Origin of the sequence: uncultured Porphyromonas sp. (assembly GCF_902489635.1) — a bacterium.
Lineage (GTDB): Bacteria > Bacteroidota > Bacteroidia > Bacteroidales > Porphyromonadaceae > Porphyromonas.
This window is the reverse complement of record NZ_CABUAN010000036.1, coordinates 1-22,529: the sequence shown is the minus strand read 5'-3', so window position 1 is coordinate 22,529 and position 22,529 is coordinate 1. Positions and strand designations below refer to the sequence as shown.

General features: G+C 55.4%; 18 protein-coding genes and 2 tRNA genes. 4 read left to right on the top strand and 16 right to left on the bottom strand.

From position 1 onward, the window contains the following. Together RDM37_RS07075 and RDM37_RS07070 are read left to right on the top strand one after the other, a co-directional pair. On the top strand, positions 1–229 hold a 229-nt coding region (locus RDM37_RS07075; protein WP_308556238.1), incomplete at its 5' end, for a hypothetical protein. Between the two features lie 356 nt (positions 230–585). Further along, a tRNA-Met gene (locus RDM37_RS07070) sits at positions 586–659 on the top strand. A gap of 70 nt (positions 660–729) precedes the next feature. On the opposite strand, the gene RDM37_RS07065 is transcribed toward RDM37_RS07070, so the two are convergent. The 7 genes from RDM37_RS07065 to RDM37_RS07035 all read right to left on the bottom strand — a co-directional run bounded on the left by RDM37_RS07065 (position 730) and on the right by RDM37_RS07035 (position 7,924). Next, positions 730–1,107 carry a RidA family protein gene (locus RDM37_RS07065; RefSeq protein ID WP_004331687.1) on the bottom strand — a complete coding sequence of 126 codons (378 nt, stop codon included), beginning with the start codon at positions 1,105–1,107 and terminating at the stop codon, positions 730–732. 28 nt (positions 1,108–1,135) lie between these two features. After that, the gene (rlmB, locus tag RDM37_RS07060) at positions 1,136–1,879 is read right to left on the bottom strand and encodes a 23S rRNA (guanosine(2251)-2'-O)-methyltransferase RlmB (RefSeq protein WP_308556236.1); all 744 of its coding nucleotides are present in this window, start codon (positions 1,877–1,879) and stop codon (positions 1,136–1,138) included. Beyond that, entirely contained in the window at positions 1,872–3,554 is a 1,683-nt protein-coding gene (locus tag RDM37_RS07055) for a DNA repair protein RecN (protein ID WP_308556234.1), read from the bottom strand. Before RDM37_RS07055 ends, rlmB begins: the two co-directional genes overlap by 8 nt. Before the next feature lie 9 nt (positions 3,555–3,563). Beyond that, on the bottom strand, positions 3,564–4,556 hold the full coding sequence (locus RDM37_RS07050; RefSeq protein WP_308556232.1) for a DUF4835 family protein: 993 nt from the start codon (positions 4,554–4,556) through the stop codon (positions 3,564–3,566). 112 nt (positions 4,557–4,668) lie between these two features. Further along, the gene (coaBC, locus tag RDM37_RS07045; protein WP_308556230.1) at positions 4,669–5,898 is read right to left on the bottom strand and encodes a bifunctional phosphopantothenoylcysteine decarboxylase/phosphopantothenate--cysteine ligase CoaBC; all 1,230 of its coding nucleotides are present in this window, start codon (positions 5,896–5,898) and stop codon (positions 4,669–4,671) included. A gap of 27 nt (positions 5,899–5,925) precedes the next feature. Further along, positions 5,926–6,693: a 3'-5' exonuclease gene (locus tag RDM37_RS07040; protein ID WP_308556228.1), complete on the bottom strand. Its 768-nt coding sequence runs from the start codon at positions 6,691–6,693 to the stop codon at positions 5,926–5,928. Positions 6,694–6,715: 22 nt separating this feature from the next. Beyond that, positions 6,716–7,924, bottom strand: a complete 1,209-nt coding sequence (locus RDM37_RS07035; RefSeq protein WP_308556226.1) for a DNA polymerase III subunit beta — start codon at positions 7,922–7,924, stop codon at positions 6,716–6,718. Positions 7,925–8,158: 234 nt separating this feature from the next. Here RDM37_RS07035 and RDM37_RS07030 point away from each other — a divergent pair, with 234 nt between their 5' ends. Beyond that, positions 8,159–9,358 carry a saccharopine dehydrogenase family protein gene (locus RDM37_RS07030; RefSeq protein ID WP_308556224.1) on the top strand — a complete coding sequence of 400 codons (1,200 nt, stop codon included), beginning with the start codon at positions 8,159–8,161 and terminating at the stop codon, positions 9,356–9,358. A gap of 302 nt (positions 9,359–9,660) precedes the next feature. On the opposite strand, the gene RDM37_RS07025 is transcribed toward RDM37_RS07030, so the two are convergent. The 9 genes from RDM37_RS07025 to RDM37_RS06985 all read right to left on the bottom strand — a co-directional run bounded on the left by RDM37_RS07025 (position 9,661) and on the right by RDM37_RS06985 (position 22,166). Beyond that, entirely contained in the window at positions 9,661–11,727 is a 2,067-nt protein-coding gene (locus RDM37_RS07025) for an alpha amylase C-terminal domain-containing protein (protein WP_308556222.1), read from the bottom strand. A gap of 2 nt (positions 11,728–11,729) precedes the next feature. After that, complete coding sequence (locus RDM37_RS07020) at positions 11,730–14,135, bottom strand: cation:proton antiporter (protein ID WP_308556220.1); 2,406 nt, start codon at positions 14,133–14,135, stop codon at positions 11,730–11,732. Positions 14,136–14,543: 408 nt separating this feature from the next. Beyond that, complete coding sequence (locus RDM37_RS07015; RefSeq protein WP_308556218.1) at positions 14,544–16,595, bottom strand: putative porin; 2,052 nt, start codon at positions 16,593–16,595, stop codon at positions 14,544–14,546. Beyond that, a complete protein-coding gene (locus tag RDM37_RS07010; protein ID WP_308556216.1) occupies positions 16,592–17,029 on the bottom strand; it encodes a hypothetical protein in 438 nt (145 codons plus the stop codon). Before RDM37_RS07010 ends, RDM37_RS07015 begins: the two co-directional genes overlap by 4 nt. 57 nt (positions 17,030–17,086) lie before the next feature. Continuing rightward, positions 17,087–17,509 carry a hypothetical protein gene (locus tag RDM37_RS07005; RefSeq protein WP_308556213.1) on the bottom strand — a complete coding sequence of 141 codons (423 nt, stop codon included), beginning with the start codon at positions 17,507–17,509 and terminating at the stop codon, positions 17,087–17,089. 37 nt (positions 17,510–17,546) lie between these two features. After that, positions 17,547–18,203, bottom strand: a complete 657-nt coding sequence (gene pyrE / locus RDM37_RS07000) for an orotate phosphoribosyltransferase (RefSeq protein WP_308556211.1) — start codon at positions 18,201–18,203, stop codon at positions 17,547–17,549. Between the two features lie 202 nt (positions 18,204–18,405). Then, complete coding sequence (secDF, locus tag RDM37_RS06995; RefSeq protein ID WP_308556209.1) at positions 18,406–21,336, bottom strand: protein translocase subunit SecDF; 2,931 nt, start codon at positions 21,334–21,336, stop codon at positions 18,406–18,408. 193 nt (positions 21,337–21,529) lie between these two features. Continuing rightward, positions 21,530–21,922, bottom strand: coding sequence for a hypothetical protein (locus tag RDM37_RS06990; RefSeq protein WP_308556207.1), 393 nt, complete (start codon positions 21,920–21,922; stop codon positions 21,530–21,532). Positions 21,923–22,090: 168 nt separating this feature from the next. Further along, positions 22,091–22,166: transfer RNA gene (locus tag RDM37_RS06985), tRNA-Gly, on the bottom strand. A 115-nt stretch (positions 22,167–22,281) separates the two neighbouring features. Between RDM37_RS06985 and RDM37_RS06980 the strand changes: the two genes are divergently transcribed. Further along, positions 22,282–22,529, top strand: a 248-nt coding sequence (locus RDM37_RS06980; protein ID WP_308556205.1) for a hypothetical protein, incomplete at its 3' end; no start/stop codon positions are given.

The following is a 22,529-nucleotide window of genomic DNA, read 5'->3' as shown; positions in this document are numbered from 1 at the left end:
AAATGAAACTTCGGAGGAAATGAATGACGCCCACGTGGAAAATAAAAAATATCCACGTGGAGATTTCAGATTTTCCACGTGGATATTCGAGAAAGGAGGGAATCGGACGAATTTCCCCGTAAAGATATGTAAAGCAACAAGAGGTCAGAGGGTAGAGATCGGAGTGGATCGGAGCTATCAGAGGTATCAGAGACATCGGAGCTATCGGAGGGCTAGGGACACTAGCTAGTGCCCCTAGCCAATAGTCAACAGCCAACGGATGCAACAGACGCCCCCCGACTAGACACTAGCCGTGAGTGAATCCTGTAGGGACGCACGAGAGTATCTAGCGGGAGGGCGTCCATCCCCGTTAATACCACGATGCTGTAACCTTTGACACAACGGACGCACAGACCGTGCGTCCCTACACGGCGACGTAACAGACGCAGTAGCACTAGCCAATAGCCAACAGCTAAGAGCCAAGAGCCAAGAGCTAAGAGCCAAGAGCTAACAGCCAAAAGCTAACAGCTAATTTCGTGGAGCGTTGGTTGGTTCGGAAATATTGTGTACCTTTGCATCGTCTAAGGGGGTAGCCCCTCTGTGGATGGCGAGGTAGCTCAGCTGGTTAGAGCGTCGGATTCATAATCCGGAGGTCGAGGGATCGTGCCCCTCTCTCGCTACAAACGAAAAGAAGAACAGCACCTTGACTGCGGTCAGGGTGCTGTTCTTCTATTATTTACTTGGGGACTGCTACTTGTGTGCGATCACTTCGATCTCGACGAGTCCGCCCTTGGGGAGGGTCTTGACAGCAACGGCAGAGCGTGCTGGGAAGGCACCTGAAAAGTGCTTCTCGTAGACTGCATTCATCGCAGCAAAGTCGCCCATATCAGCGAGGAAGCAGGTAGTCTTGACAACCTGATCGAAGGTGAAGCCAGCCTCGTCGAGGATAGCCTTCAGATTGCGAAAGACTTGCTCCGTCTGTGCTGAGACATCTTCTGATACGAAAGCACCAGACTTGGGGTCCAGACCAAGCTGACCCGAGGTGATGAGCATGTCGCCGAAGGCTATTGCCTGGCTGTAAGGTCCGATAGCTGCAGGAGCGTTTGGGGTGGAGATTACTTTTTTCATAGTATACTTCTGATTGTATTGTGAACTTTTATAGGTTTGCGTTGTGCTGACGAACGACCTCGTAGAGCATGATGCCGGTAGCGACCGATACGTTGAGCGAGGAGATCTGTCCCAGCTGTGGTATGGAGACGCGGTCGGTGAGTTGCTTGAGGACGCCCGTGGAGATGCCTTTTTGCTCCGACCCCATGACGATGCCCAGGGGTGGCGTCATCGGGAGGGAGGTGTAGTTTGTCGTGGCGTCTACATCGGCGCCGACGAGCTGTAGCCCGCTATCCCGGAGGAAGCGGCAGGCGGTCACGAGGTCACGCTCACGGCAGACGGGGATGCGCATGAGTGCTCCGGCGGAAGCGTTGACCGCATCGGCCGTGACGGAGACGCTGTCTCGCTCGGGGATGACGATAGCGTGGACACCTGCGCATTCGCAAGTACGCGCAATAGCACCAAAGTTGCGCACGTCGGTGACCCCGTCGAGCAGTACGATAAAAGGCATCTGCCCCTCGTCATAAAGCATCGGTATGAGCGACTCTAGACGGGTGTAGGTGATGGGCGAGATGAGCGCTACGACCCCCTGGTGGGCACCCCGTGTGAATCGGTTGAGACGCTCAGCGGGAACCTCCATGACAGGTATGCCCTGAGTGCGTGCGGTGCGTTTGATCTCTAGGAGTTCGCCCGTGGCGGCTCCTTTTTTCATATAGATCTTGTCTATGTCGCTATGAGAGGCGAGGCTCTCTGAGAGAGCGTGTATGCCGTAGATGAGTTTTTGCTTAATCATGTGCTGTAAGTAATGTGTGTGCGGCAGCGATAGCCTCGGGGGTGATCTGGTCGCCACTCTGGAGGCGCGCTATCTCGTTGATGCGCTCTTCGGGTGTGAGGAGGCGCAGGTGCGAGTGGGTCTCGCCGTTGGTCTCCTCCTTATATATGAGTATATGCTGGGTGGCTGCCGAAGCGATCTGCGGCAGGTGGGTGATGACGAAGATCTGCTGGTGCTCGCCCATCGTGTGGAGCATATCGCCTATGCGAGAGGCTGCGATGCCTGAGGTGCCAGTGTCGATCTCGTCAAAGACGATAGCGGGCGAACTGGTCAGCTCGGTGGGGATCGTGGCGGCCTGACTGCGCAGTGCCTTGAGTGCTAGCATCAGTCGGGCTATCTCGCCGCCCGAAGCGATGTCGGTGACAGGGCGGAGCGGCTGATCGCTGTTGGCTGAGAGGAGGAAGTCGACCTGATCCATGCCTCGCTCGGTCGGTTTGTCGAGGAGCTGGAGGGCTATGTCAAAGCGAGCGTGCGGCATCTCCAGCTGGCAGAGCGTCTTGGTGACGCTCCGTGCGATCTGTGTAGCGACCTTGGCGCGCGCCTCGTGGAGTTGCTTGCCTAGGGTTAGCACCTCTGTGCGCTGCTGGAGTACTTCGGTGCGTAGTGCGGCTAGCTCCTGCTCGTACTGAGCGGTGTGAGCGAGCTTGGCACCAAGCTCTTGGCTGTACTCGACGAGCTCTTCGGGGGATAGGAGGTTATGCTTTTTGAGCAAAGCATTGACCCCGCCTAAAATCGTGTTGATCTCCTCTAAGCGCGCAGGATTGTAGGCGACCTCACCCTGCAGACGGTTCAAGTCGCTCTCAATGTCGTCTAGCTCGATGACGAGGCTCCGCATGCGCTCCGTGTAATTGGTCAGCTCGGGAAGGTAAGTGGCGGTCTGCTCCATCTGCTCCTGCGCCGTCGTGAGCTGATCAACGATGCTGTGCGGTCTATCGAGTAGTGCGAGGATGCTCTGCAAGCCTTCCTGTATCTCCTGTGTGTGGGTGAGTCGCTCCGCCTCGTCGGTAAGGTCGGTGAGCGAGTACTGCTCGAGCTTGAGCGCAGCAATCTCCTCGTAAGCTCGGCTGTTCAGCTCAAACTCCGCCTCGGCCAGCTGCGCCTCTGCGCGTAGCTTCTTGAGTCGTATGGCGTTGTCGTGGTACTGCTGATAGGCGCTGTGGTACGCCTCGACGAGCTGCGTCTCGGCACCTAACTGCGAGTCGATGAGAGCGATCTGGTAGGCACCCTCACGGAGCAAGAGGTTGCGATGCTGCGAGTGAACGTCCAGCAGGAGTGCGCCCAGCTCCTCCAGTTGAACGAGGGTGACGGGCGTATCATTGACAAAGATGCGACTACGTCCCGTCTGTCGTATCTCACGACGTACGAGACAGCTCTCCTCGGTCTCTAGCTCCTGCGCTTGCATCCATTCGATAACCTGAGGGCTGAGCTGCGTGAACTCCCCCTCGATGACCGCCTTCTGGCAGCCCTGACGAACGGTCGATATGTCGGCACGCCCCCCAGCCAGCAATTGTAGGGCTGAGACGAGGATACTCTTGCCCGCACCCGTCTCGCCCGTGACCGCTATGAGTCCCGTGGGGAAGGTGCAGCTGAGCTCCTCGATGAGAATGTAGTCCCGTATGTATAAGCTGTGCAGCATGGAGTGTAGTTACTTCTTCAGGGCTGAGAGCTTGCTATCTTCCGTAGGGAAGATCTTGGAGAGGGTCTTGTAAGCAGCCATGCGGCTATCCTGTGGAGCACCTTCGACCAGAAGGGGCAGCTCGTCAAGCTTGGTCTGTGCAAAGATCTGTAGGAGCGGCGACATACTATTGGCCTGCCAGGTCTCCTCAAGTAGGGAGAGCTGCTCTAATATATTGGTGTAGCCACGACGTAAGTTGCTCGTGAGGAGGTCTAGTCCCTGGCGATGGTACTGGTACCAGTAGTTGCGCCACGGCTGATGCGCCGGATCGTTGTAAGCTTGGCTGATAGCGTAGCGGTTGTTGTCGCTAGCGTAAGCTTTCCAGCCTGACCAGTCCATCATCTGCTGAGCCGTCGCCACCAGCTGCTGCATCTGTCGGGCAGCGTAGTCGCCCCCGAGAGGTGCAAAGGAGTCAAAGTCCAAGGCTAAGATCAGATAAGCGTAGAAAGCGACCGTCGCCACGAGGTTGTTGTCAATCTGTGTGGGCGCATAGACGAGTGGCTGGTAGGGCGCGTACTGGAAGTTTAGCTCACGGTCTAGATGCACCAGCAGCGGGGTCGTATAGGAGGCTCCGTAGACGGGACGCTGTGCGGATATGCTTAGCTCGGCGGTGTAGAGACCATCGTCAGAGACGCTCACGAGGTTCAGCCCCCAGGCGCACTCGATCCGCTCCATTGGCGAGAAGGTGGCATTCGTCCATCGCGTCTGATTGATCATCTCGGTCAACTGCTGGGTCAAGTCGGACACGATCGCCTGATCGGCAGAGGAGCCGAGACGATCCACGTTGACCGTGACACGCGCATTCAGCTCCTGAGCTAGGCTCTGTGCAGGGAGCCAGAGGAGTAGTGCCACTAAGAGACTGTTGCATAAAAGCGAATCGCGGCGTTGCTTTCGGGGTTCGGCTTCGGTCACATACGGAGGTATGCTCCCTTCAGACCTCACCCTCAGCGCCTTGCGCTTCATCCTTTCTGCAAAGTCAGGACAATCTTGCAAGCAAGATTGTGAGCCTGTTGACCTTTGCAACAGTCTCACTAAGGCTAGGAGAAAACGCTTCATAAGATCGAGCTTCATAAGACTAAACGAGCTGTGTGCGATGCTTGAGTACGAAGTCTACGATCTGCTCCGCCACGACCGCCTTGCTCTCTAGTGGCAGGTCGCATCGAGCGCCCGCTTTGTCTAGGATTAGCACCTTATTGGTCGGAACTTCAAAGCCCGCACCGGCATCGCTCGTCGAGTTCAGCACGATCGCATCGAGATGTTTGTTGTGCAGCTTACCCTCAGCTGCGGCTGTATCCACAGAGGTCTCCAGAGCAAAGCCTACTAAGTACTGTCCTGCACGGCGCTGCGCTCCAAGAGTCGCTGCTATGTCGGGATTTTGCATCAACGTGAGCTGCATCTGCTCCCCGCCACGACGCTCCTTCTTGATCTTCCCTGACACACGCTCTTCGGGTCGGTAGTCCGCCACTGCCGCTGCAAAGATCGCTATCGAGCTACGCCCGAAGGTCTCCTGAGCTGCTGCCAGCATCTCTTCGGCTGTCATCACGGGGTGTACGACAATCTGCGGGTTGGTGGGACGGAGATGCGTTGGTCCCAAGACCAAATGTACCTCGGCACCCTGACGTGCCAAAGCTTCCGCCAGTGAGATACCCATCAGTCCCGACGAATGGTTGCCTATGAAGCGCACATCGTCGATCGGTTCGTAGGTGGGTCCTGCTGTGATGGTGACGCACTCCCCTGCTAAGGGTAGCTTCTCCGCTTTAGCGGTGAGCATTGCGACCGCCTGCTCTAAGATTTCCTCCGGCTCCTGCATACGTCCCCGACCGGTCAGTCCACTAGCGAGAAAGCCCTCGGCGGGCAACGCTTGTGCGACCCCGTCCTGCGCCAGTATCTCCAGATTGCGGGCGGTCGTCGGGTGAGACCACATGTCTAGATCCATCGCAGGGGCGATCAGCACGGGAGCGCGCATCGCTAGATAAGTGGTCACGAGGATGTTGTCGGCAATGCCGTGCGCCATCTTACCGATCGTGCTAGCCGTGGCGGGAGCTATGATCATCAGGTCAGCCCAAGTGCCCAGCGTCACGTGACTATGCCACGAACCGTCACGACGATTGAAGAAGTCTGAGACCACCGCATGCTGCGAAAGCGTGGCGAGCGTCAGCGGCGTGATGAACTCCTTAGCGGCGGGCGTCATGACCACCTGCACCTCGGCACCCTCCTTAATCAGCAGGCGTACGAGCGAGGCACTCTTGTAGGCGGCTATCCCGCCGGTGATCCCTACGACTATATGCTTATTTTGTAGGCGCATGGCTATCTCTCGTGTGGCGTGATGGCACTAAGGCTTCATCTGCTCCTTGATCAGGAGGAACTGACGCTTTGTGTCTCGTGAGAAGTCCGCTTGTAGTAGCCAACTGAGGTAGCCGGGCTCTTCACGTAGGACCTCCTCGACAGAGCGTCCCTTGTGCTTGCCGAAGTTAAAGACCGGCACATCGTTATCGTCTCGCACAATGCGCCCAGCGAGGTCTACATTGCGATGATAAGTGGTCAGGTCGGAGAGTTCCTTGACACTGCTTGGCAGTGCGTCGCCATACTTCTCCAGCTGTGCCAGTAGCACATCGAGCGTAGCGATCGTGTCTGCCTCAGCGCCATGCGCTCCGATATGCTCACGATGACAGTAGAAGCGCACAGCACCCTCGAGCGTCCGCGGCTCCATCTTGTGAAAGATCGTCTGCACATCTATATGTTGCCTAGAGAGCAGGTCCACCTCGACACCAGCACGGAGGAACTCCTCCCCGAGCATCGGCAGGTCAAAGCGCTGCGAGTTGTAACCCGCCAGGTCGCATCCATCGATCAGCTCCGCTAAGCTCTTAGCACAAGCTCTAAAGGGCGGACAGTCACGCACATCTTCGTCCGTAATGCCATGTATTGCTGTGCTTTCGGGCGGGATAGGCATCTCCGGATTGAAGCGTCGTGTCCGCACGATCCGCTCTCCATCGGGCATCAGCTTGAGAATGGTTAGCTCGACGATACGGTCATTCGTAATATCCAGTCCCGTAGCCTCTATGTCAAAGAAGACTAGCGGGCGATCCAGCTGTAACTTCATAGTCTATGCGAATTCGATGTCCTTAGATACGTACGGGAGCTGTGATACCTCTCAGGTCCGTTTGGTCAGCCACCTTGGTCGGTGTGATCATAATCGGCTGCGTGGCATTGGTAATGTGTAGCTGCAAGCTCTCAGCGTTGAACGCCTTGAGGAACTTAATGAAGGTGTTCGTCTTGAAGGTGATCTGCATCCCCTCCATCTGCTCGGGATAGTCCACGGGGATACGCTCCTCGACATCGACGCCAGGCGTATTCGCGCCCTGTGCGTAGAAGCCGCCCTTCATCACCATCGCATGCTCCTCGAAGGTGATGCAGATCAAGCTTGCGTCAGCACCCAGTCCGACGATATTGCTCAGATAGTTGACACGAGTCGTGGCGCGTTGCAAGACTTGTCCGTCGATCTCGATCATATAGGTCATCGCGTCGGGGAGTAGCCCATTGTAGTTGGGGAAGTCCAGCACACTCACCTGCGAGACCACATTGTAAGTGCCGAAGCGCACCTCCACCTGCTTATTATTGAATATGACGAGTGCCTCCTCATTGGCAAAGTTCGGCAGGATAGACTGTAGGAAGCTAGAAACCTTGATCGGGAGCGTGAAGCTCGGATCCCTCAGCGAAGCTTGTGCTACCTCGCCCTCCTTCTCGACAATCCGCGCATCGTAGTCTATGTAGCGTACGAGCTGCACATTGTCTGTTGCGCAGAGCTCTAGACGATCCGTGAGCATGACGAAGTGCACACCGTGTAGCTGCTCACGCGACGTATCGGGATAGGCAGCCGGTAGAACCGCCGAGATACCAGCCAGGAGGCTAGAGCTATTCATACTCATCATCGCAGCCCCCTCGGTATCCTCGGGAGACTCTCTAGAGACGTAGAGATCAGCATCGCCGATGGGTATGTCTAGGTATCCTGTCGAGTGGATCAGGTGGATAAAGCGTGCGCCCTCTTCGGTCGTCTGCATCTCCATGGTCAGTGGCTGTACAGGCAGCGACTTGATGTAGTCCAGTAGTGGTGTGGGAGCTATGAGAAAGTGCATCTCGCCATCACACTCCAGCGGAGCGATCACACCAGTCGAGCGCATCATCGTATCGCCTCCCGTCACGGAGATCCGCTCAGGAGTCACCTCAAAGAGGTAGTTGGCCAGTGCTGGCATAGAGACATTGCTCGCAGGGACAAGGCGCCCTACATTTTGCAAGAGCGTGGAGAGCTCGTTGCTATTGACGGTAAACTTCATATATGATTCCTATCTACTGATTATACCACAAAGATAATAAAAAGATATCAGCTACTGGCTAGTGGCTAGTGATGCCAGAAAGTAGCTTCTAATCTCTAACCTCTAATCTCTAACTTCTTTTTCGTATCTTTGGCAGAGCAAAGGTAGCGACGACGCTTGAGCAGCCGCAAAGGATGGCCGGCGTAGCTACCGTAAACCTCATGAATCTCTAACGCTTTTAACTATAGAACCTCTATGACAAGAGTGATCATCATCGGAGCTGGTGGCGTAGGCACCGTAGTAGCTCACAAGGTGGCTCAGAATGCTGAGACCTTTACCGATATTATGCTGGCGAGCCGCACTAAGTCTAAGTGTGACGCTATCGCAGCACAGATACAAAACGTCAAGATCCAGACCGCTCAGGTGGATGCGGACGACGTAGAGCAGCTCGTGAAGCTCTTCGAGAGCTTCCGCCCAGACATCTGCATCAACGTAGCACTCCCCTACCAAGATCTCACCATCATGGAGGCGTGTCTCAAGGCGGGCGTTAACTACCTTGACACGGCAAACTACGAGCCCCTCGACGAGGCTAAGTATCAGTACAGCTGGCAGTGGGCTTACCACGACCGCTTTAAGGAGGCTGGGCTGACCGCCGTCCTAGGGTGTGGCTTTGACCCAGGCGTGACCAGTATCTTCACCGCTTACGCTGCCAAGCATCACTTTGACGAGATACACTACCTCGACATCGTGGACTGCAACGGTGGTGACCACCACAAGGCGTTTGCGACCAACTTCAACCCAGAGATCAATATCCGTGAGATCACCCAAAAGGGTAAGTACTACCACGAGGGCGAGTGGATCGAGACGGAGCCTCAGGAGATACATCGTCCGCTGCACTACCCGGGCATCGGCGTTCGCGAGTCTTACCTCCTTTACCACGAGGAGCTGGAGTCGCTCGTCAAGCACTTCCCCACAATACGTCGGGCGCGCTTCTGGATGACCTTCGGAGAGGAGTATCTCAAGTACCTCGAGGTGATCCAAAACATTGGTATGGCGAGCATCGAGCCGATCAACTACAATGGCCAGGAGATCGTGCCGATCCAATTCCTCAAGGCTGTCCTACCCAATCCTAAGGAGCTGGGTGAGAACTATACGGGCGAGACCTCTATCGGCTGCCGCATCCGTGGCGTCAAGGACGGCAAGGAGCGCACCTATTATATATGGAACAACTGCTCTCACCAAGCAGCCTACCGGGAGACCGGCACGCAGGGTGTCAGCTACACCACGGGTGTTCCCGCTACGACGGGCGCGTTGATGCTCGCCAAGGGACTATGGGGTGGCGCTGGCGTCTTCAACGTCGAGCAGTTTGACCCAGATCCCTTCCTCGCGGAGGTGGCTCGTCAGGGCCTGCCCTGGCATGAGTCCTTCGACATCGACATCGAGTTCGAGAAGTAAAGCTCACATCTAAATAACGAGTAACCCTTTGTAGGGACGGACCTATGTGTCCGCCCGTTCTCGTCACAGCGATACGTGTAAAGTTCGTTACGTGTGACGATGATACGAGCAACTCTTTGTAGGGGCGGATCTATGTGTCCGCCCGTTCTCGTCAGAGCGTTGTATGCTATGCGGGCGGACACGCAGGTCCGCCCCTACACAAACCACATCAACACGAAAAGTTCAGCCATCAGACGCTGTAGCACCAGTATTTGTAGTTGTATGCTATGCGGGCGGACACGCAGGTCCGCCCCTACAAAGGGCTACTCGTATCGATCGTTATGACGAGCGAGCTTGCGCCGGTAGACTTGCGCTGAGCGGGAGGGCAGATAGAGTCGCAACTCGGTGCCACCCTCGGCGGTGGTGCGGGTGTGGTGCGTGACGCTGGCATCGATACGTCCGAAGCCTCCGCAGGCGACCGCATCGCTGTCGAGGAGTAGCTCGTATTGCCCCGCAGGCACGCCCTCGATGGGATAGTCGACGTAGCTCTCCGTGGGGCTAAAGTTGAAGGCAAAGAGGTAGCCGTCACCTCGCATGAAAGCGATCACCTGTCGCTCCGTGTGGCTGTGGTAGCAGTAGTCCGAGAGCTCCGCAAAGCGAGGCGTCAAGCTACAGAGCGAGAGCATTCCTTTGTCAAAGCAGGCTAGCTGCTTGTAGCGCAGTAAGTCATTAGCCTGTAGCGACCACTGACGACGAGCGTACTGGTAAGAGTAACCATTGCCCTCACGAGGGAAGTCGATCCACTCGGGATGACCAAACTCATTGCCCATGAAGGTGAGATAACCACCGCACATCGTGGCGAAGGTCATCAGACGGATCATATTGCAGAGTGCTATGCCACGCATCACCCGATCGTTGTAGTCGCTCTGCTGCATGTGCCAGTACATATCGCTGTCGATGAGTCGGAAGATGATGGTCTTGTCTCCGACGAGTGCCTGATCATGGCTCTCAGCATAGGAGATAGTTCGCTCCGTAGGACGGTGATTGCGCAGTTCGTACCACATATTCTCCGGATTCCACGCTTCGTCGGGCTGCTCTTTGATCAGTTTGATCCAGTAGTCCGGCACATTCATCGCCAGGCGGTAGTCAAAGCCGTAGCCTTCGGTGGCTTGACTCTCGCACAGTCCCGGCAGTCCGCTCACTTCTTCGGCAATAGTCGTCGCCGAGGGCTTGACAGCGTGGATTAGTTCGTTGGCGAGCGTCAGATAGGTCAGCGCATCTCGATCTACATTGCCATTGTAGTAGTCCTCATAGGTGAGAAAAGGTCGCCCCAAGCCGTGATCCTCATAAAGCATCGAGGTGACCCCATCGAAGCGGAAGCCATCGAAGCCGTACTCCGTGAGCCAGTAGTGGCAATTGGAGAGGAGGTAGTGGACCACCTCGCCACGGCCGTAGTCGAAGCAGAGCGAGTCCCACTGCGGATGCTCGCCACGGCTCCCCTCGTGAAAGAAGAGCGTCCGCGTGCCGTCGTAGCGGGCCAAGCCTTCAGCCTCGTTGCGTACGGCATGCGAGTGAACTAAGTCCATAATCACGTACAGACCTAAGGCGTGCGCCTCATCGACCAGGCGCTTGAGATCGTCGGGCGTGCCGAAGCGACTGGACGGAGCGAAGAAGTTGGAGACGTGATAGCCGTACGAGCCGTAGTACGGGTGCTCCTGCACCGCCATGATTTGGAGCGTGTTGTAGCCCGCTGAGACGATGTAAGGCAGTCGCTCCGTGCGAAACTGCTCGTAGCTCGCCACGCCCATCTCCTCACCACTCATCCCTATGTGACACTCATAGATGAGCAAAGTGTCGGGACGCTGAGGTGCTGGTGCCTGCATCAGGTAAGGCTCTTCAGGAGCCCAAACACGAGCGCAGAAGCTGTAGTCACGCGGGTCCTGCACCACATAATGTGCGTAAGCCGGGATGCGCTCTAGCTCCTCGTGGTCGGTGCAGATGAGTAGCTTGTAGTAGTCTAGATGGTGCAGCGCTGTGGCGGGTAGCTCGAGAAGCCATTCGCCTGGTCGCTCTTCATTGGCAACAAATCGATAGTCTGGATCTTGACGCCACTGGTTAGCGTCACAAAGCAGGTAGACCTCCTGAGCCGCTGGCGTATATTCGCGCAAAGTCCAGCCAGCATCGGTGCGATGCAGGCCAAAGTAAAGGTGTCCGCATGCCCAGCTAGAAAGTTTTTGCGAGCCAACAAAGAGCTGCCGACGCGCTGCGATATAGCTTTGCCACGCCTCGATCGTCTCATAGTAAGGCGCGAGCCACGGATCTTGCTGCGCCCAGAGTGGAGTGCTCGGTTTTGGCTTAGCTTGGCGAGGGGTGACTTTCTCACGTTTCATAGTTAAGACGCTTTACCAAGGTAAGAGACGGCTTCTGTAGTCGGACGATGTATCGTCGGCAACTCAATGGTCGCCTCGTCGATGTCTAGAATGAAGTAAGAGGGCAACTGCTGGAGCAGCTCTTGCTGTGCTGGCGTGAGGGCTGCCCACGCATCGTAAGCGATGAGCGCGAAGTCGTAATCGCTCAGATCAACCTGCTCAGCAAAAGTCTCTCTACTCCACGAAACACGATCCGCCAGCTCTGACGCAGGCTTGGCGAGATGTGACGAGAGTGGCATCAGCGTGATCGGACTATCAGCACGCTCCGTCACCTGCTCGGCAATGAGTAGTAGCTCTTTGTCCTCAGGTCGCTGCATCAGCACGAGCGGATGCGCTATCGGGGTCTGACCATTGTCCACATAAATGCCCACAGAGCAAGGTGCCTCGTGAGCAAAGGTGGCGATAATCTCCTCAAAGGAGTGCGAACTCTGCTCTTTCTTAGCTTTGCGACGGCGACCGGTCAGCAGACCCCATCTACGGGTTAGCTTATTGCTATAGGCGACTAGGTCGCGGTCTTTCTTGTCTTGTGAAAGATTGACACTAGCCCCGAGGAGGAGCAGGTTGCTCTGGATATGATTAGCGTGCGAGAGTACCGCCTCGGGGACCGACTCGGCAATCTCATATTTACGCTCCACGGAGAGGTCTAGCTGCCTGGCCATCTCCATCGGAGCTGCGAAGCTACTGGCGTAGTAGTGGTCCGCATCGATGGTGCTAATGTCCGTATCGGTGGTGACGTGCATCAGCGTACAAGCCACTTGTGGAGAGGTACCGCCGCAGAGTCTATGGAAGAACTCTAAGAGCGTCACGCCCGTCTCAGCACGACCGAACGAGATGAGCACCTGACCTGTCGCGTGCTCCAGGCTTTGCGGCGTTTTCTTCTTCTTGAGGAGCCAGTCGATCAGTTGTAGCGTCGGAGCGGTCATGACGGTCGTCACGAGGGTCATCATCACGAGGATGGTAAAGAGGACGGTCGAGAGGATTCCCAGGTCCAGTCCGATGCGTAGCACAACCAACTCCATCAACCCTCGGGTGTTCATGTAAGCACCGAGGTAAAGGCTCTCGCGGCTTTGTATGCCACAGCTTCGTGCTGCTAGGTAGGTGCCGCCCATTTTGCCAACAACTGCCACAAGGGTGAAGATGCCAAAGAGTGCCCACAGCTGAGGCGTATTCACCAATCCCAGCTCTGTGCGCAAGCCTGAGCTCACGAAGAAGAGCGGCAGGAGAAGCAAGAGGGCAAGGTCCTCGACTTTCTCCTTGACAATCACTCGGAAGTCAAGGTTCTCCGGCATGACCAGCCCCAGCATGAAGGCGCCAAAGAGGGCGTGCATACTCATGATCTCGGTGAAGTAAGCACTCGCCATGAGGAGGATGAAGATGAGCCCCATGAGCGACTTGGAGAGTACCTCACGATGTCTCACGCGCCGCCCGAGGAGTCCGAAGAGTGGTCGCAAGATGCCAAAGATGACCGCCAGATAGAGTGCCAGGAAGAGCATGTTGTAGAGGGCACTCGTGAAGCTTCCTCCCTGGCTGACCGCCATAATGGCCGCCAGCATGAGCCACGCCACGATGTCTCCCATGGCTGCGGTCGAGAGTGCCAGGCGCCCCAGGTGACTATGCGAGAGCGAGCGCTCCTGAATGATGCGCGCCAAGACGGGGAAGGCGGTGATGCTGAGCGAAATGCCCACAAAGAGGGAAAGCGACAAGAAGCTGCTCCCCTCGCTCAGCAGCTCAGGGCGACTATAGAGTCCATAAGTAAGGATGATCCCTAGGATAAAGGGGAAGATGATCCCCGACTGACTGATGATGAAAGCTTGCTGCGCCTGACCCTTGAGATCTTTCATACGCAGCTCCATACCGATGGTAAACATAAAGAGGATCAGTCCGAACTGACTGAGCAACTCTAGATTGCCCAAGCTATGTACGGGGAAGAGCGTCTCCATCGCTTCTGGCCAAACGGCTCCCAGCAAGCTCGGGCCGAGCAATATACCAGCTAGGATCTCTCCGATGACCGTCGGCTGGTGCAGTCGTGCGAAGATCCACCCGACGACACGTACCACGAGCAGGATGACAACCAGCTGGATCAGCAGCATCCCTATGTCTGAAGCGGCATGAGCGCGTACCGAAGCGACAAACGATTGCCACGGCGAAGCCTCACCCGCAGGCGAAAGGGTGGGCAATTCGGGAGCCATCACAGCCCCTTCGGGCACTTCGCTCAGGAACTCAGTCGTAGCTACAGGAGGCGTGACGAGAGCCTCTGAGGAGCCACTCATAGCCTGATCAGTAGCAGCGACCCACCACAAGAGTGCCACGAAGATGAGCATTAGCCCACCGTAGAGCCACCACGCTTGCTGTCGTTGTTGTGTATTCATCGAGGATACGCCTATTTCGTTTAGCAGTAAATGTAGCGACAAGACCACACGAGCAGTCTCCGTCTTATGGGACAAAGATACGAAAACAGGGTTGTCCGATGAAAAGTTCCTACCTTGGAACTAAAAAGTTCCTACCTTGGAACCGAAAAGTTCCAACGCTGGAACTAAAGAGTTCCTACCTTGGAACCGAAAAGTTCCAACGCTGGAACTAAAGAGTTCCTCCCTTGGAACTAAAAAGTTCCAAAGGAGGAACCAACTTTGGAACTCGTATATACCACAAATAAAGCAGGTTACTGCGTCAATGCGAGACGTGTAACGAAGTGTAGGGACGCACGGCCGTGCGTCCGTTGTAGAAGGACAAGACATATAATTCAGTAGCCTTTAACGGAGACAGACGCACCCAGCGTACTACTTATTTAGATCGAGGGAGATGCCGAGGCGGATGACGGGCGGATTGATCGGGTAGTGCGCCGCGGAGAAGCGCTCCGAGGGTGAGATAAAGAGGTCGCCGAGGTTGTAGTACTCGACAAAGAAGCGAGCCCGCTTGAGCTGAAAGCTGACGAAAGCGTTTAGATGGGGGAAGTTGCCATACTTCGTCTCCGTCTGATTGACAAACTGCATGACCGCTGGCTCGTAGTAAGGTGCATAGTATAGCGTGTGCCAGCGACAATCCACGCCGAGCATGATGCGCAGGACACGAGCGTAGAAGAAGTCTGTGTAGAGCGACCCGTATAGGCTCAGCGTCGGCAGAGGCATCACCTCCTGACGTGTGGAGAGCTGGTAGAGGGCTTGCAGTCTCCAGGCGAGCCAACCCCACTTATAGCCATGCAGCAGGCGTGCCGAGAGGATCTGTATCGGGTCAGCACACTGCTCGACAACCCCTTGCGAAGTCCAGTAGAGCTGGTTCTGCAGGGTGGCGGTCTCGACGCTTAGCGAGGTGCCTAGTTTGTCGAGCGTAAGGCGCCCTCCGAAGGCTAGCCGCCGCTCATAGCCGAAGTCTCTGTCCCAGCGGTGGAAGGTGCCGTGAAAGTGCCGGATGAAGTAATCCGGACGACGATTCTCGAAGTTGCCCCAGGCACGCAGTCCTACGGGGAAGCTCCAGAGACGGAACGAAGTACTGATACCGCCTTGCGCCAAGATGGATCCGATGTTTTCGCCTAGGAGGGTACTCTCGAGCTGCGCATCGAAATTGAGCAAGTGTCCCGAGGTACGCGCTATGCGTCCCCCCACGACCACGTCCATGGTGCTGTGCCCAGGTCGCTCCCGATAGAGCGAATCGGGGGTGTAGTAGTATTTGTTTTCCAGCCGCACATAAGCCTCTAGACCAAACTTAACCCATGGTCTGAAGCCCTCACGGAGCGAGAGGACAAAGCTATTGTCCAGCTGCCACCGTCGGGTACTATCCTCAGGCAATACGTAGAGCGAGTCGAGCGCACCCGAGGGACCTTTGTGCATATAGGAGTAGTGGTTGGGGTAGTGCTCCCAGGTAGCTTGGTTGCGGTTCACATACTGATGGATGCCTTGCCTGAAGCTCAAGATATGCCCCACACTAGCTATCGGCACGAAGCGCACCGTATCGGCTTCAGTGCGACGCTCGCCAAAGATGGTCAGCGAGTCACTGGCACTGCGAGGACGATAGGAGCCGAAGTTGTAGCGATGCGAGAGGAAGAAGTGAGCATCGTCGATACCATTCCAAACACGCTCTGCCTGACGAACGGGTATCTCGTGGCTCTCCAGAGTGCGCCGGCCAGAGTTGCTCCGTGTAGGGTCATTGACATAGCCATCCTCGAGGATACCTCCATTCTCCGTGATACGTGCGAAGTTGCCCCCGCCCGAGAGATACGCCTCGTAGCGGTCTAGTGTCAGCGTCGCAAAGAGCCGATAGTCACAGCTCTTGGTGCGGTTACCTATGTAGTAGCCTGGCGAGTAAGTGTAGTTGAAGTCGGCTCCCATCGCTAGCCGCTTGCTGAGGTTGAAGGCGATCGTCCCGTCAAACTGCTCTTCGCGTCTCTGGGCATCTCCATTGCGCTGATAGAAGAGCTTGGAGAAGGGAGTCTTCGTGCGATAGAAGAGCCTGTTAGACTCGTCCCATACGAAGCCCGAGAGCGTCTGATCGAAGAGGAAGCGATGCTGCGGGCGCAGACGGTTGAAGTAGTCCATATCGACCCACGGAGAGCGCAAGTTCCCTAGGTAAGCCATCACGATGGAGCGGCTCTCCGCTTTCACCTGATCGTGAAAAAGCGTGCTCAGCGTATCGGGACGTGCCGCATAGAGCGCTCCCGTGTAGGGATTGATCAGATAGCTGTGGAGCGTCTCGCCACGATAGATGAGTTCGTGGGGATCTTTGTCAAAGCCGGGTAGCGGGATGTCGTAATCGTAGCGCGACTGCGCCCTAACGGCTGTCGCTAGGAGGCTCCACAAGACGAGGAGGCTGAGAAGGTGTCGGACTAGCTTGCTCATAGCTCAGGTGCAGTGATCAGTATACCCCCATCAATGGGTAGGACACGGTAAGGGAGGAGGGGGCTTTGGGCAGGCCCTTGGATAGGCGTTCCCCCGCCATAGACAATGCTAAAGCGACTATGACACTTCGGACAGACCGCCTCGAGTTTCTCATTGACCATCAAAGCGTTTGTCGGGTCCAGCTCCTTAGGGCAGGCAAGGTCGTAGGCGTAGTAGTAATCGGCCGTGCCACTTCCTGCGAAGCCGTGAATGACCAGGATGCCTCCGAAGCCGATGGCTGAAGTTGCTGTCGAGGGCTTGGTGATGCGTAGGTACCCCCCGACGGGTATGAGCGCACGCCCCTCGGCACTACCGAAGTAGATCGGATAGTGTATAGGACGCAGGGGCGTGGCGTACTGCACCTCGCCTTGACACCCCAGTAGTAGGAGCGTCATGAGCGATAAGAGCATTATGCGGGTACCCTGCATCCTTGTCTTGATCTTAGCTTTAGACTATGCGTCGTAGCGCATCTGCCCCAACATATTGGCAATGTACTGCACAGCCTCCTCTAGGTGTGGTTTTACCATGCCAGCGACAAAGGGATTGAGCTTAGCATCTAGCGAGACGACTAAGGTGCTACCTCCCGTCTCCTGGGGTGTGATCCGTATGGAGACATTGGCGGGCATCATGTCGTGCTCGATCTGGTAGCGCACCTCCTCGGTGGGGATACGCTCCGAGACAACGAGTGCGAGATCTGCCGGGAACTTCATCACCTGCGCCTGCACCTCGCAGCGATCGCTAGTGAGTGAGGAGACCGTGACTTGCTTCTCCTCGAGGAGCTGTTGCACCTCCTCGAGATTGGTCAGGTCGCTGATCTTACGATAGATCGCCTCACAACTATACGTAGAGGCGACGGGCTGACTTTGTATCGTCATAGGAATGGGATGTATAAGCTTAAAGGTGTCGTCAATGCTATCGTCCCCACTGGCTCGGGTTTTCGCGCCACTGAGCAAGCATCTCTAAGTCATGCTCAGAGACGTAACCAGCAGAGACCGCTTGGCGAATCACTTCGTTGTAATCGGTCAGGGTGCGCATCTCCACGCCAGCCTTGGCGAAAAGCTGCTCGGCCTCAGCGAAGCCATGCGTATAGACCGCCATGAGTCCCTCGACCTGTGCGCCTGCTGCTTGTAGCGCCTCGACAGCCTTCATACTGCTACCGCCCGTAGAGATCAGATCCTCGATGACTACGACACGAGCTCCCTCGGGTAGATAACCCTCGATGAGGTTTTGCTTGCCATGATCCTTAGCCGAGGAGCGTACATATACGAAGGGCAACCCCAGCTCGTCTGCCACCAAGGCTCCCCACGAGATAGCTCCCGTGGCAACGCCTGCTACCACCTCAGCATCGGGGTAGCGATCGCTCACCTGGATGGCAAAGGCTTGCTTGATGTAGCTGCGATGCTCGGGGTAAGAGAGCGTCTTGCGGTTGTCACAATAGATAGGGCTAAGCCACCCAGAGGCCCACGTAAAGGGTGCGTCTGGACGAAGCTCGACAGCCTGGATAGCGAGCAAACGATGAGCTACCGACTGCGCGATAGTGCACTGCTGATCTGAAACTTTTGATGTCATAAGAGGATAAGTATCTTAGATATGGCACAAAGGTACGAATTTAGAGGTTAGAGATTAGAAGTTAGAGGGTAGAAGTTAGAGATTAGAGGGAGTCGTCTCTGCACCACTGCCTCAAAAGCAGTCGGAGCCTACCCACACGATCGTGGATAGGCTCCGACTTTGGTTTTACCTTGCTCTACCTTGAGAGAGAGCAGAGGTGTGCTTACTTCTTAGCTGCTGCGAGCTTCTTCTGATGCTGTCTACTGCGTACTAGGTAAGCAATAGGCGACGCGACGAAGAGCGTACAGAAGATACCATAGACGATACCGATGAGTAGCGCAAAGGTAAAGCTACGCATAGAGGCTCCACCGAGGATAAAGATGATGAAGACCACTAGGAAGGTTGAGAAGGAGGTCTGCACCGTACGAGCTAGCGTACTGTTGAGTGCCTCATTCATCACCAGCTTCTCCTCGCGGTTCGGATAGTTGTGTAGCGTCTCACGGACACGGTCGAAGACGACGACCACGTCGTTGATCGAGTATCCGATGATCGCTAGTAGTGCTGCGATGAAGTTTTGATCCAGCTCCATCGTGAAGGGCATAATCTGCCAGAGCAGTATGTAGCTCGCCACGATAAGTAGCGTGGTCGTAGCCACAGAGGCAAAGGCTCCTAGCGAGAAAGCCCAGTTGCGGAAGCGGAGCAAGATGTACAGTCCCATGAAGATCAGGGAGAGAATCACCGCTATGATAGCCTGACGAGAGATGTCCTTAGACATACTCGGGCTGACGCGCTGTGAGCTGACGACATAGTTGTCGACAAACTGCTGCTGGGTGGTACCCTGTGGGAGGAACTTCTGGACTCCCTCGAAGACCTTACCGATGACGAGTAGCTCCTCGTCTTCGCTCTCCTGAGTCATGCCGATACCATAGTTGGTTGAGATACGAACCTGGTTGCCCTCCGTACCGATTGAGGTGACAAGGACATGCTCCTCAAGAGGCTTCGTGAGAGCCTCACGCACCTCAGCCGAAGAGACGGGCTGCTCAAAGGCGACGATATAGTTGCGACCTCCAGAGAACTCGATACCTCTATTGAGACCCCATACGAACGAGCCAATGAGACCGAGCACGAGGATAGAGCCAAAGATGATGAAGCCCTTGTTGCGGTTCTCCAGGATCTTGTAGGTGGGGTTGTTGAGCAGGTTGCGTGTGAGGAAGGTCGTATAAGTGACCTTGTCCATGCGACCCTTCTTATCAAGCGCCTCAACGACGATACGCGTTAGGAAGACGGCGGTGATAAAGGAAGCGATGACACCGATGATGAGCGTCGTAGCGAAGCCACGGATAGGACCTGTACCAAAGGCATAGAGTACACCACCCGTGATGACGGTCGTCAGGTTGGAGTCAAAGATTGCTGAGAAGGCATTGCCATAACCATCCTGTATAGCACGTGTCATAGACTTGCCAGCACGGAGCTCCTCCTTGATACGCTCGAAGATCAGAATGTTTGCATCCACCGCCATACCGAGAGTCAGCACAAGTCCCGCAATACCGGACAAGGTCAAGACACTGTGGAAAGAGGCTAGGACACCAAGCGTGAAGAAGCTGTTGAGGATCAGAGCACCATCGGCGATGAGACCTGGGATGAGACCATAAGCGAGGCACATATAGATCATCAGCAGGATGATGGCTATCGCAAAGGAGATGATACCAGCCTTGATAGACTCGCTACCGAGGGTCGGGCCGACGACACTCTCCTGCTCGATCTCGACAGAAGCCTCCATACGTCCAGAGTTAAGGACGTTAGCAAGGTCGGTCGTCTCGTCGACGGTAAAGTTACCTGAGATCTCAGAGCGTCCGCCCGTGATCTCCGAATTGACATTAGGAGCTGAGTAGACGACACCATCGAGGACGATAGCGATGCTTCGGCCGATGTTGTCACCCGTCAGGCGAGCCCACTTGCGGGCACCCTCATCGTTCATAGTCATAGTGACGACGGGACGATTCTGACCAAGGTCGTTGCGCACCTCACTACGTGCCGAGGTGACCACCTCACCACCTAGATCGGGGAGAGCATTGCGGTTACCACGGATAGCGTATAGTTCGTAGAGGTCTGTCTCCTTACCTGTCTGCGGATCCTTGATAGGCGAGTTGCCCCAGAGCAGCATCAGATCCTCGCGGATCATCTTCTGCTTCTGTGCCTCCTCGAGCATCTCATCGATCTTGTCTAGATCAGCGCGACGCGCGTAGCCCACGATGGTACCACGATTGGTCACGTTGAGCTTGCTAAAGAGGACATTCTCTACACCTGTCGTAGCTGGCTTCTGCACCGCGGTCGAGTCTGCTGCCGTAGCGGTCGAGTCAGCTGCTGTAGTAGTCGTGTCAGCAGGCGTTAGGTCCTTGCCGTTCGCCATAGCGGTGAGACGGTTGTTAGCGTCGACGAGATCGCTAGCGATCTCATCATAAGTGTAAGTACGCCAGAACTGCAGGTTAGCACTGCGCTGCAGTAGCTCTCGAACACGCTGAGGCTCTGTAACGCCAGGGAGCTCGACAAGGATACGTCCCTGGCCCTCGATGCGCTGTACGTTTGGAGCGACCACACCAAAGCGGTCGATACGCGTCTTGAGGACGTTGATGGCAGCGTCGATAGCACTACTATACTTCTCCTGAAGCACCTTGATGACCTCCTGATCGCTAGACTTAGGGGAGATGACATCACGGAGGGGGCCATTGCTAAAGATGACAGCGAGCGAGCCTGAGGGTTCGAGCTCCTTGTAAGCCTTTACGAAAGTCCCTACGAAGTCATTACTGCCCTCCTTAGCGGCCTTGTCTATAGCCTCGATGAAGGCTGGCGACTGGTTATGTCCTGAGAGGTTGCGTAGGAGGTCACGTCCATTGACCTTGAGGACGACGTTCATACCGCCCTTGAGGTCTAGTCCGAGCCCTATCTGCTGGTTGCGGGCTTTCTTGAGCGTGTAGCCAAACCACACCTTCTCGTTGGCCATTGAGTCGAGATACGCTTTGCCATCCTCGCCAGCTGCGGTCATCGCCAGCGCCTTCTGATCGTAGTGCCTTACCACAGGGGTAAAGGAGATGTAGAAAGCGCAGATGATCGTCAGTAGAGAGGCGAAGAGGATCACAAATCCTTTGTTCTGCATGAGTATATTTGATATATCGTTATTATTTCACGTAGTCTAGATTGCCACAAAGTTACGCTAAAATATACTACTGGCAAACAGATACCCCTCCGATTGTCCGAAAAAAGTCCTCCACATCGAGCTACGGAAGTACCCAAACGTCACTATGAAGCAAAACGACAACCCCTCCGCCTACACCCATTCCTCACAGCTCTTAAGCTGTCGGGAGTGTAGAGCCATCGCCTCGACTCTTCCAATAGGCCTCTCGATCTCGCTTGAGCTTGCTCGGGTTTATGAAGTCATAGATAAACCAAAATAGGGGGGCCAACATAAAGCCAGGTATCATAAGTATCCACGCCCACCATGGTATGCGGTCGTTGTTGTTCTCATAGTACCCGCCCTTCTTGGTCATACATCCGTGCCAGATACCATCCTTGTCGCCTTGTATCGTGAACCACAGCTCTTCGCGTTTGCCCTCGGCTCTATCCTCAGCTTGGATAGCCCTCATACGCTCTAGTAGCTTGCCCTTGACCTCTGCCAGGTCGGGTCCTTCTTCGATAGTGTCGGGTATCACGACCGCTCCACGTCTTACGAATCCCTTATACATCGTATTTGCGGAGCCTTGGGTCTGTTGTCTTTTCCTTCTACACATGTTTTCGAGAATTGTTGCTCCGCTAAGTTAGTGAAATGTTCTCAAGCAAAAGAGACGGCATATCGCCCCCTCTAAGCATAAAAAAACAGAGCGACTCTTGCCGCTCTGTTTATCGTCTGTCATTGGAGCGGAAAACGAGGCTCGAACTCGCGACCCTCAGCTTGGGAAGCTGATGCTCTACCAACTGAGCTATTTCCGCATGGCACCACCCTCGGGCGACTATCCTGCGACTACGCTGCCATAGCCACCAGTCCCCTCGGATTGTGGAGGCAAAGGTACAATAAATTTTGGAATGGAAAAGTACCTGTAATCTTATGGTCAGGGCAAACTCAACGCCGGCTCGTTACGATAATTTAGAGTCGACTACATATCGATACGGAGCGGTGTCGGGGAAAACGGATTTCCACGTGGATATTTCGAAATATCCAGGTGGAGAATTTTTATTTTCCACGTGGGGAAGAAAAAATTCTTCGGAGGAATCAAATGAAACTTCGGAGGAAATGAATCACGCCCACGTGGAAAATAAAAAATATCCACGTGGAGATTTGAGATTCTCCACGTG

What these genes read in the sequence shown, in the direction of transcription:
- RDM37_RS07030 (WP_308556224.1), top strand. Translation starts at nt 8,159, where the DNA reads ATGACAAGAGTGATCATCATCGGAGCTGGTGGCGTAGGCACCGTAGTA.
- RDM37_RS07035 (WP_308556226.1), bottom strand. Translation starts at nt 7,924, where the DNA reads ATGAAGTTTACCGTCAATAGCAACGAGCTCTCCACGCTCTTGCAAAAT.
- pyrE (WP_308556211.1), bottom strand. Translation starts at nt 18,203, where the DNA reads ATGACATCAAAAGTTTCAGATCAGCAGTGCACTATCGCGCAGTCGGTA.
- secDF (WP_308556209.1), bottom strand. Translation starts at nt 21,336, where the DNA reads ATGCAGAACAAAGGATTTGTGATCCTCTTCGCCTCTCTACTGACGATC.
- rlmB (WP_308556236.1), bottom strand. Translation starts at nt 1,879, where the DNA reads ATGATTAAGCAAAAACTCATCTACGGCATACACGCTCTCTCAGAGAGC.
- RDM37_RS07040 (WP_308556228.1), bottom strand. Translation starts at nt 6,693, where the DNA reads ATGAAGTTACAGCTGGATCGCCCGCTAGTCTTCTTTGACATAGAGGCT.
- RDM37_RS07025 (WP_308556222.1), bottom strand. Translation starts at nt 11,727, where the DNA reads ATGAAACGTGAGAAAGTCACCCCTCGCCAAGCTAAGCCAAAACCGAGC.
- RDM37_RS07065 (WP_004331687.1), bottom strand. Translation starts at nt 1,107, where the DNA reads ATGAAAAAAGTAATCTCCACCCCAAACGCTCCTGCAGCTATCGGACCT.
- RDM37_RS07015 (WP_308556218.1), bottom strand. Translation starts at nt 16,595, where the DNA reads ATGAGCAAGCTAGTCCGACACCTTCTCAGCCTCCTCGTCTTGTGGAGC.
- RDM37_RS07005 (WP_308556213.1), bottom strand. Translation starts at nt 17,509, where the DNA reads ATGACGATACAAAGTCAGCCCGTCGCCTCTACGTATAGTTGTGAGGCG.
- RDM37_RS07050 (WP_308556232.1), bottom strand. Translation starts at nt 4,556, where the DNA reads ATGAAGCGCAAGGCGCTGAGGGTGAGGTCTGAAGGGAGCATACCTCCG.
- RDM37_RS07020 (WP_308556220.1), bottom strand. Translation starts at nt 14,135, where the DNA reads ATGAATACACAACAACGACAGCAAGCGTGGTGGCTCTACGGTGGGCTA.
- coaBC (WP_308556230.1), bottom strand. Translation starts at nt 5,898, where the DNA reads ATGCGCCTACAAAATAAGCATATAGTCGTAGGGATCACCGGCGGGATA.
- RDM37_RS06990 (WP_308556207.1), bottom strand. Translation starts at nt 21,922, where the DNA reads ATGTATAAGGGATTCGTAAGACGTGGAGCGGTCGTGATACCCGACACT.
- RDM37_RS07055 (WP_308556234.1), bottom strand. Translation starts at nt 3,554, where the DNA reads ATGCTGCACAGCTTATACATACGGGACTACATTCTCATCGAGGAGCTC.
- RDM37_RS07010 (WP_308556216.1), bottom strand. Translation starts at nt 17,029, where the DNA reads ATGACGCTCCTACTACTGGGGTGTCAAGGCGAGGTGCAGTACGCCACG.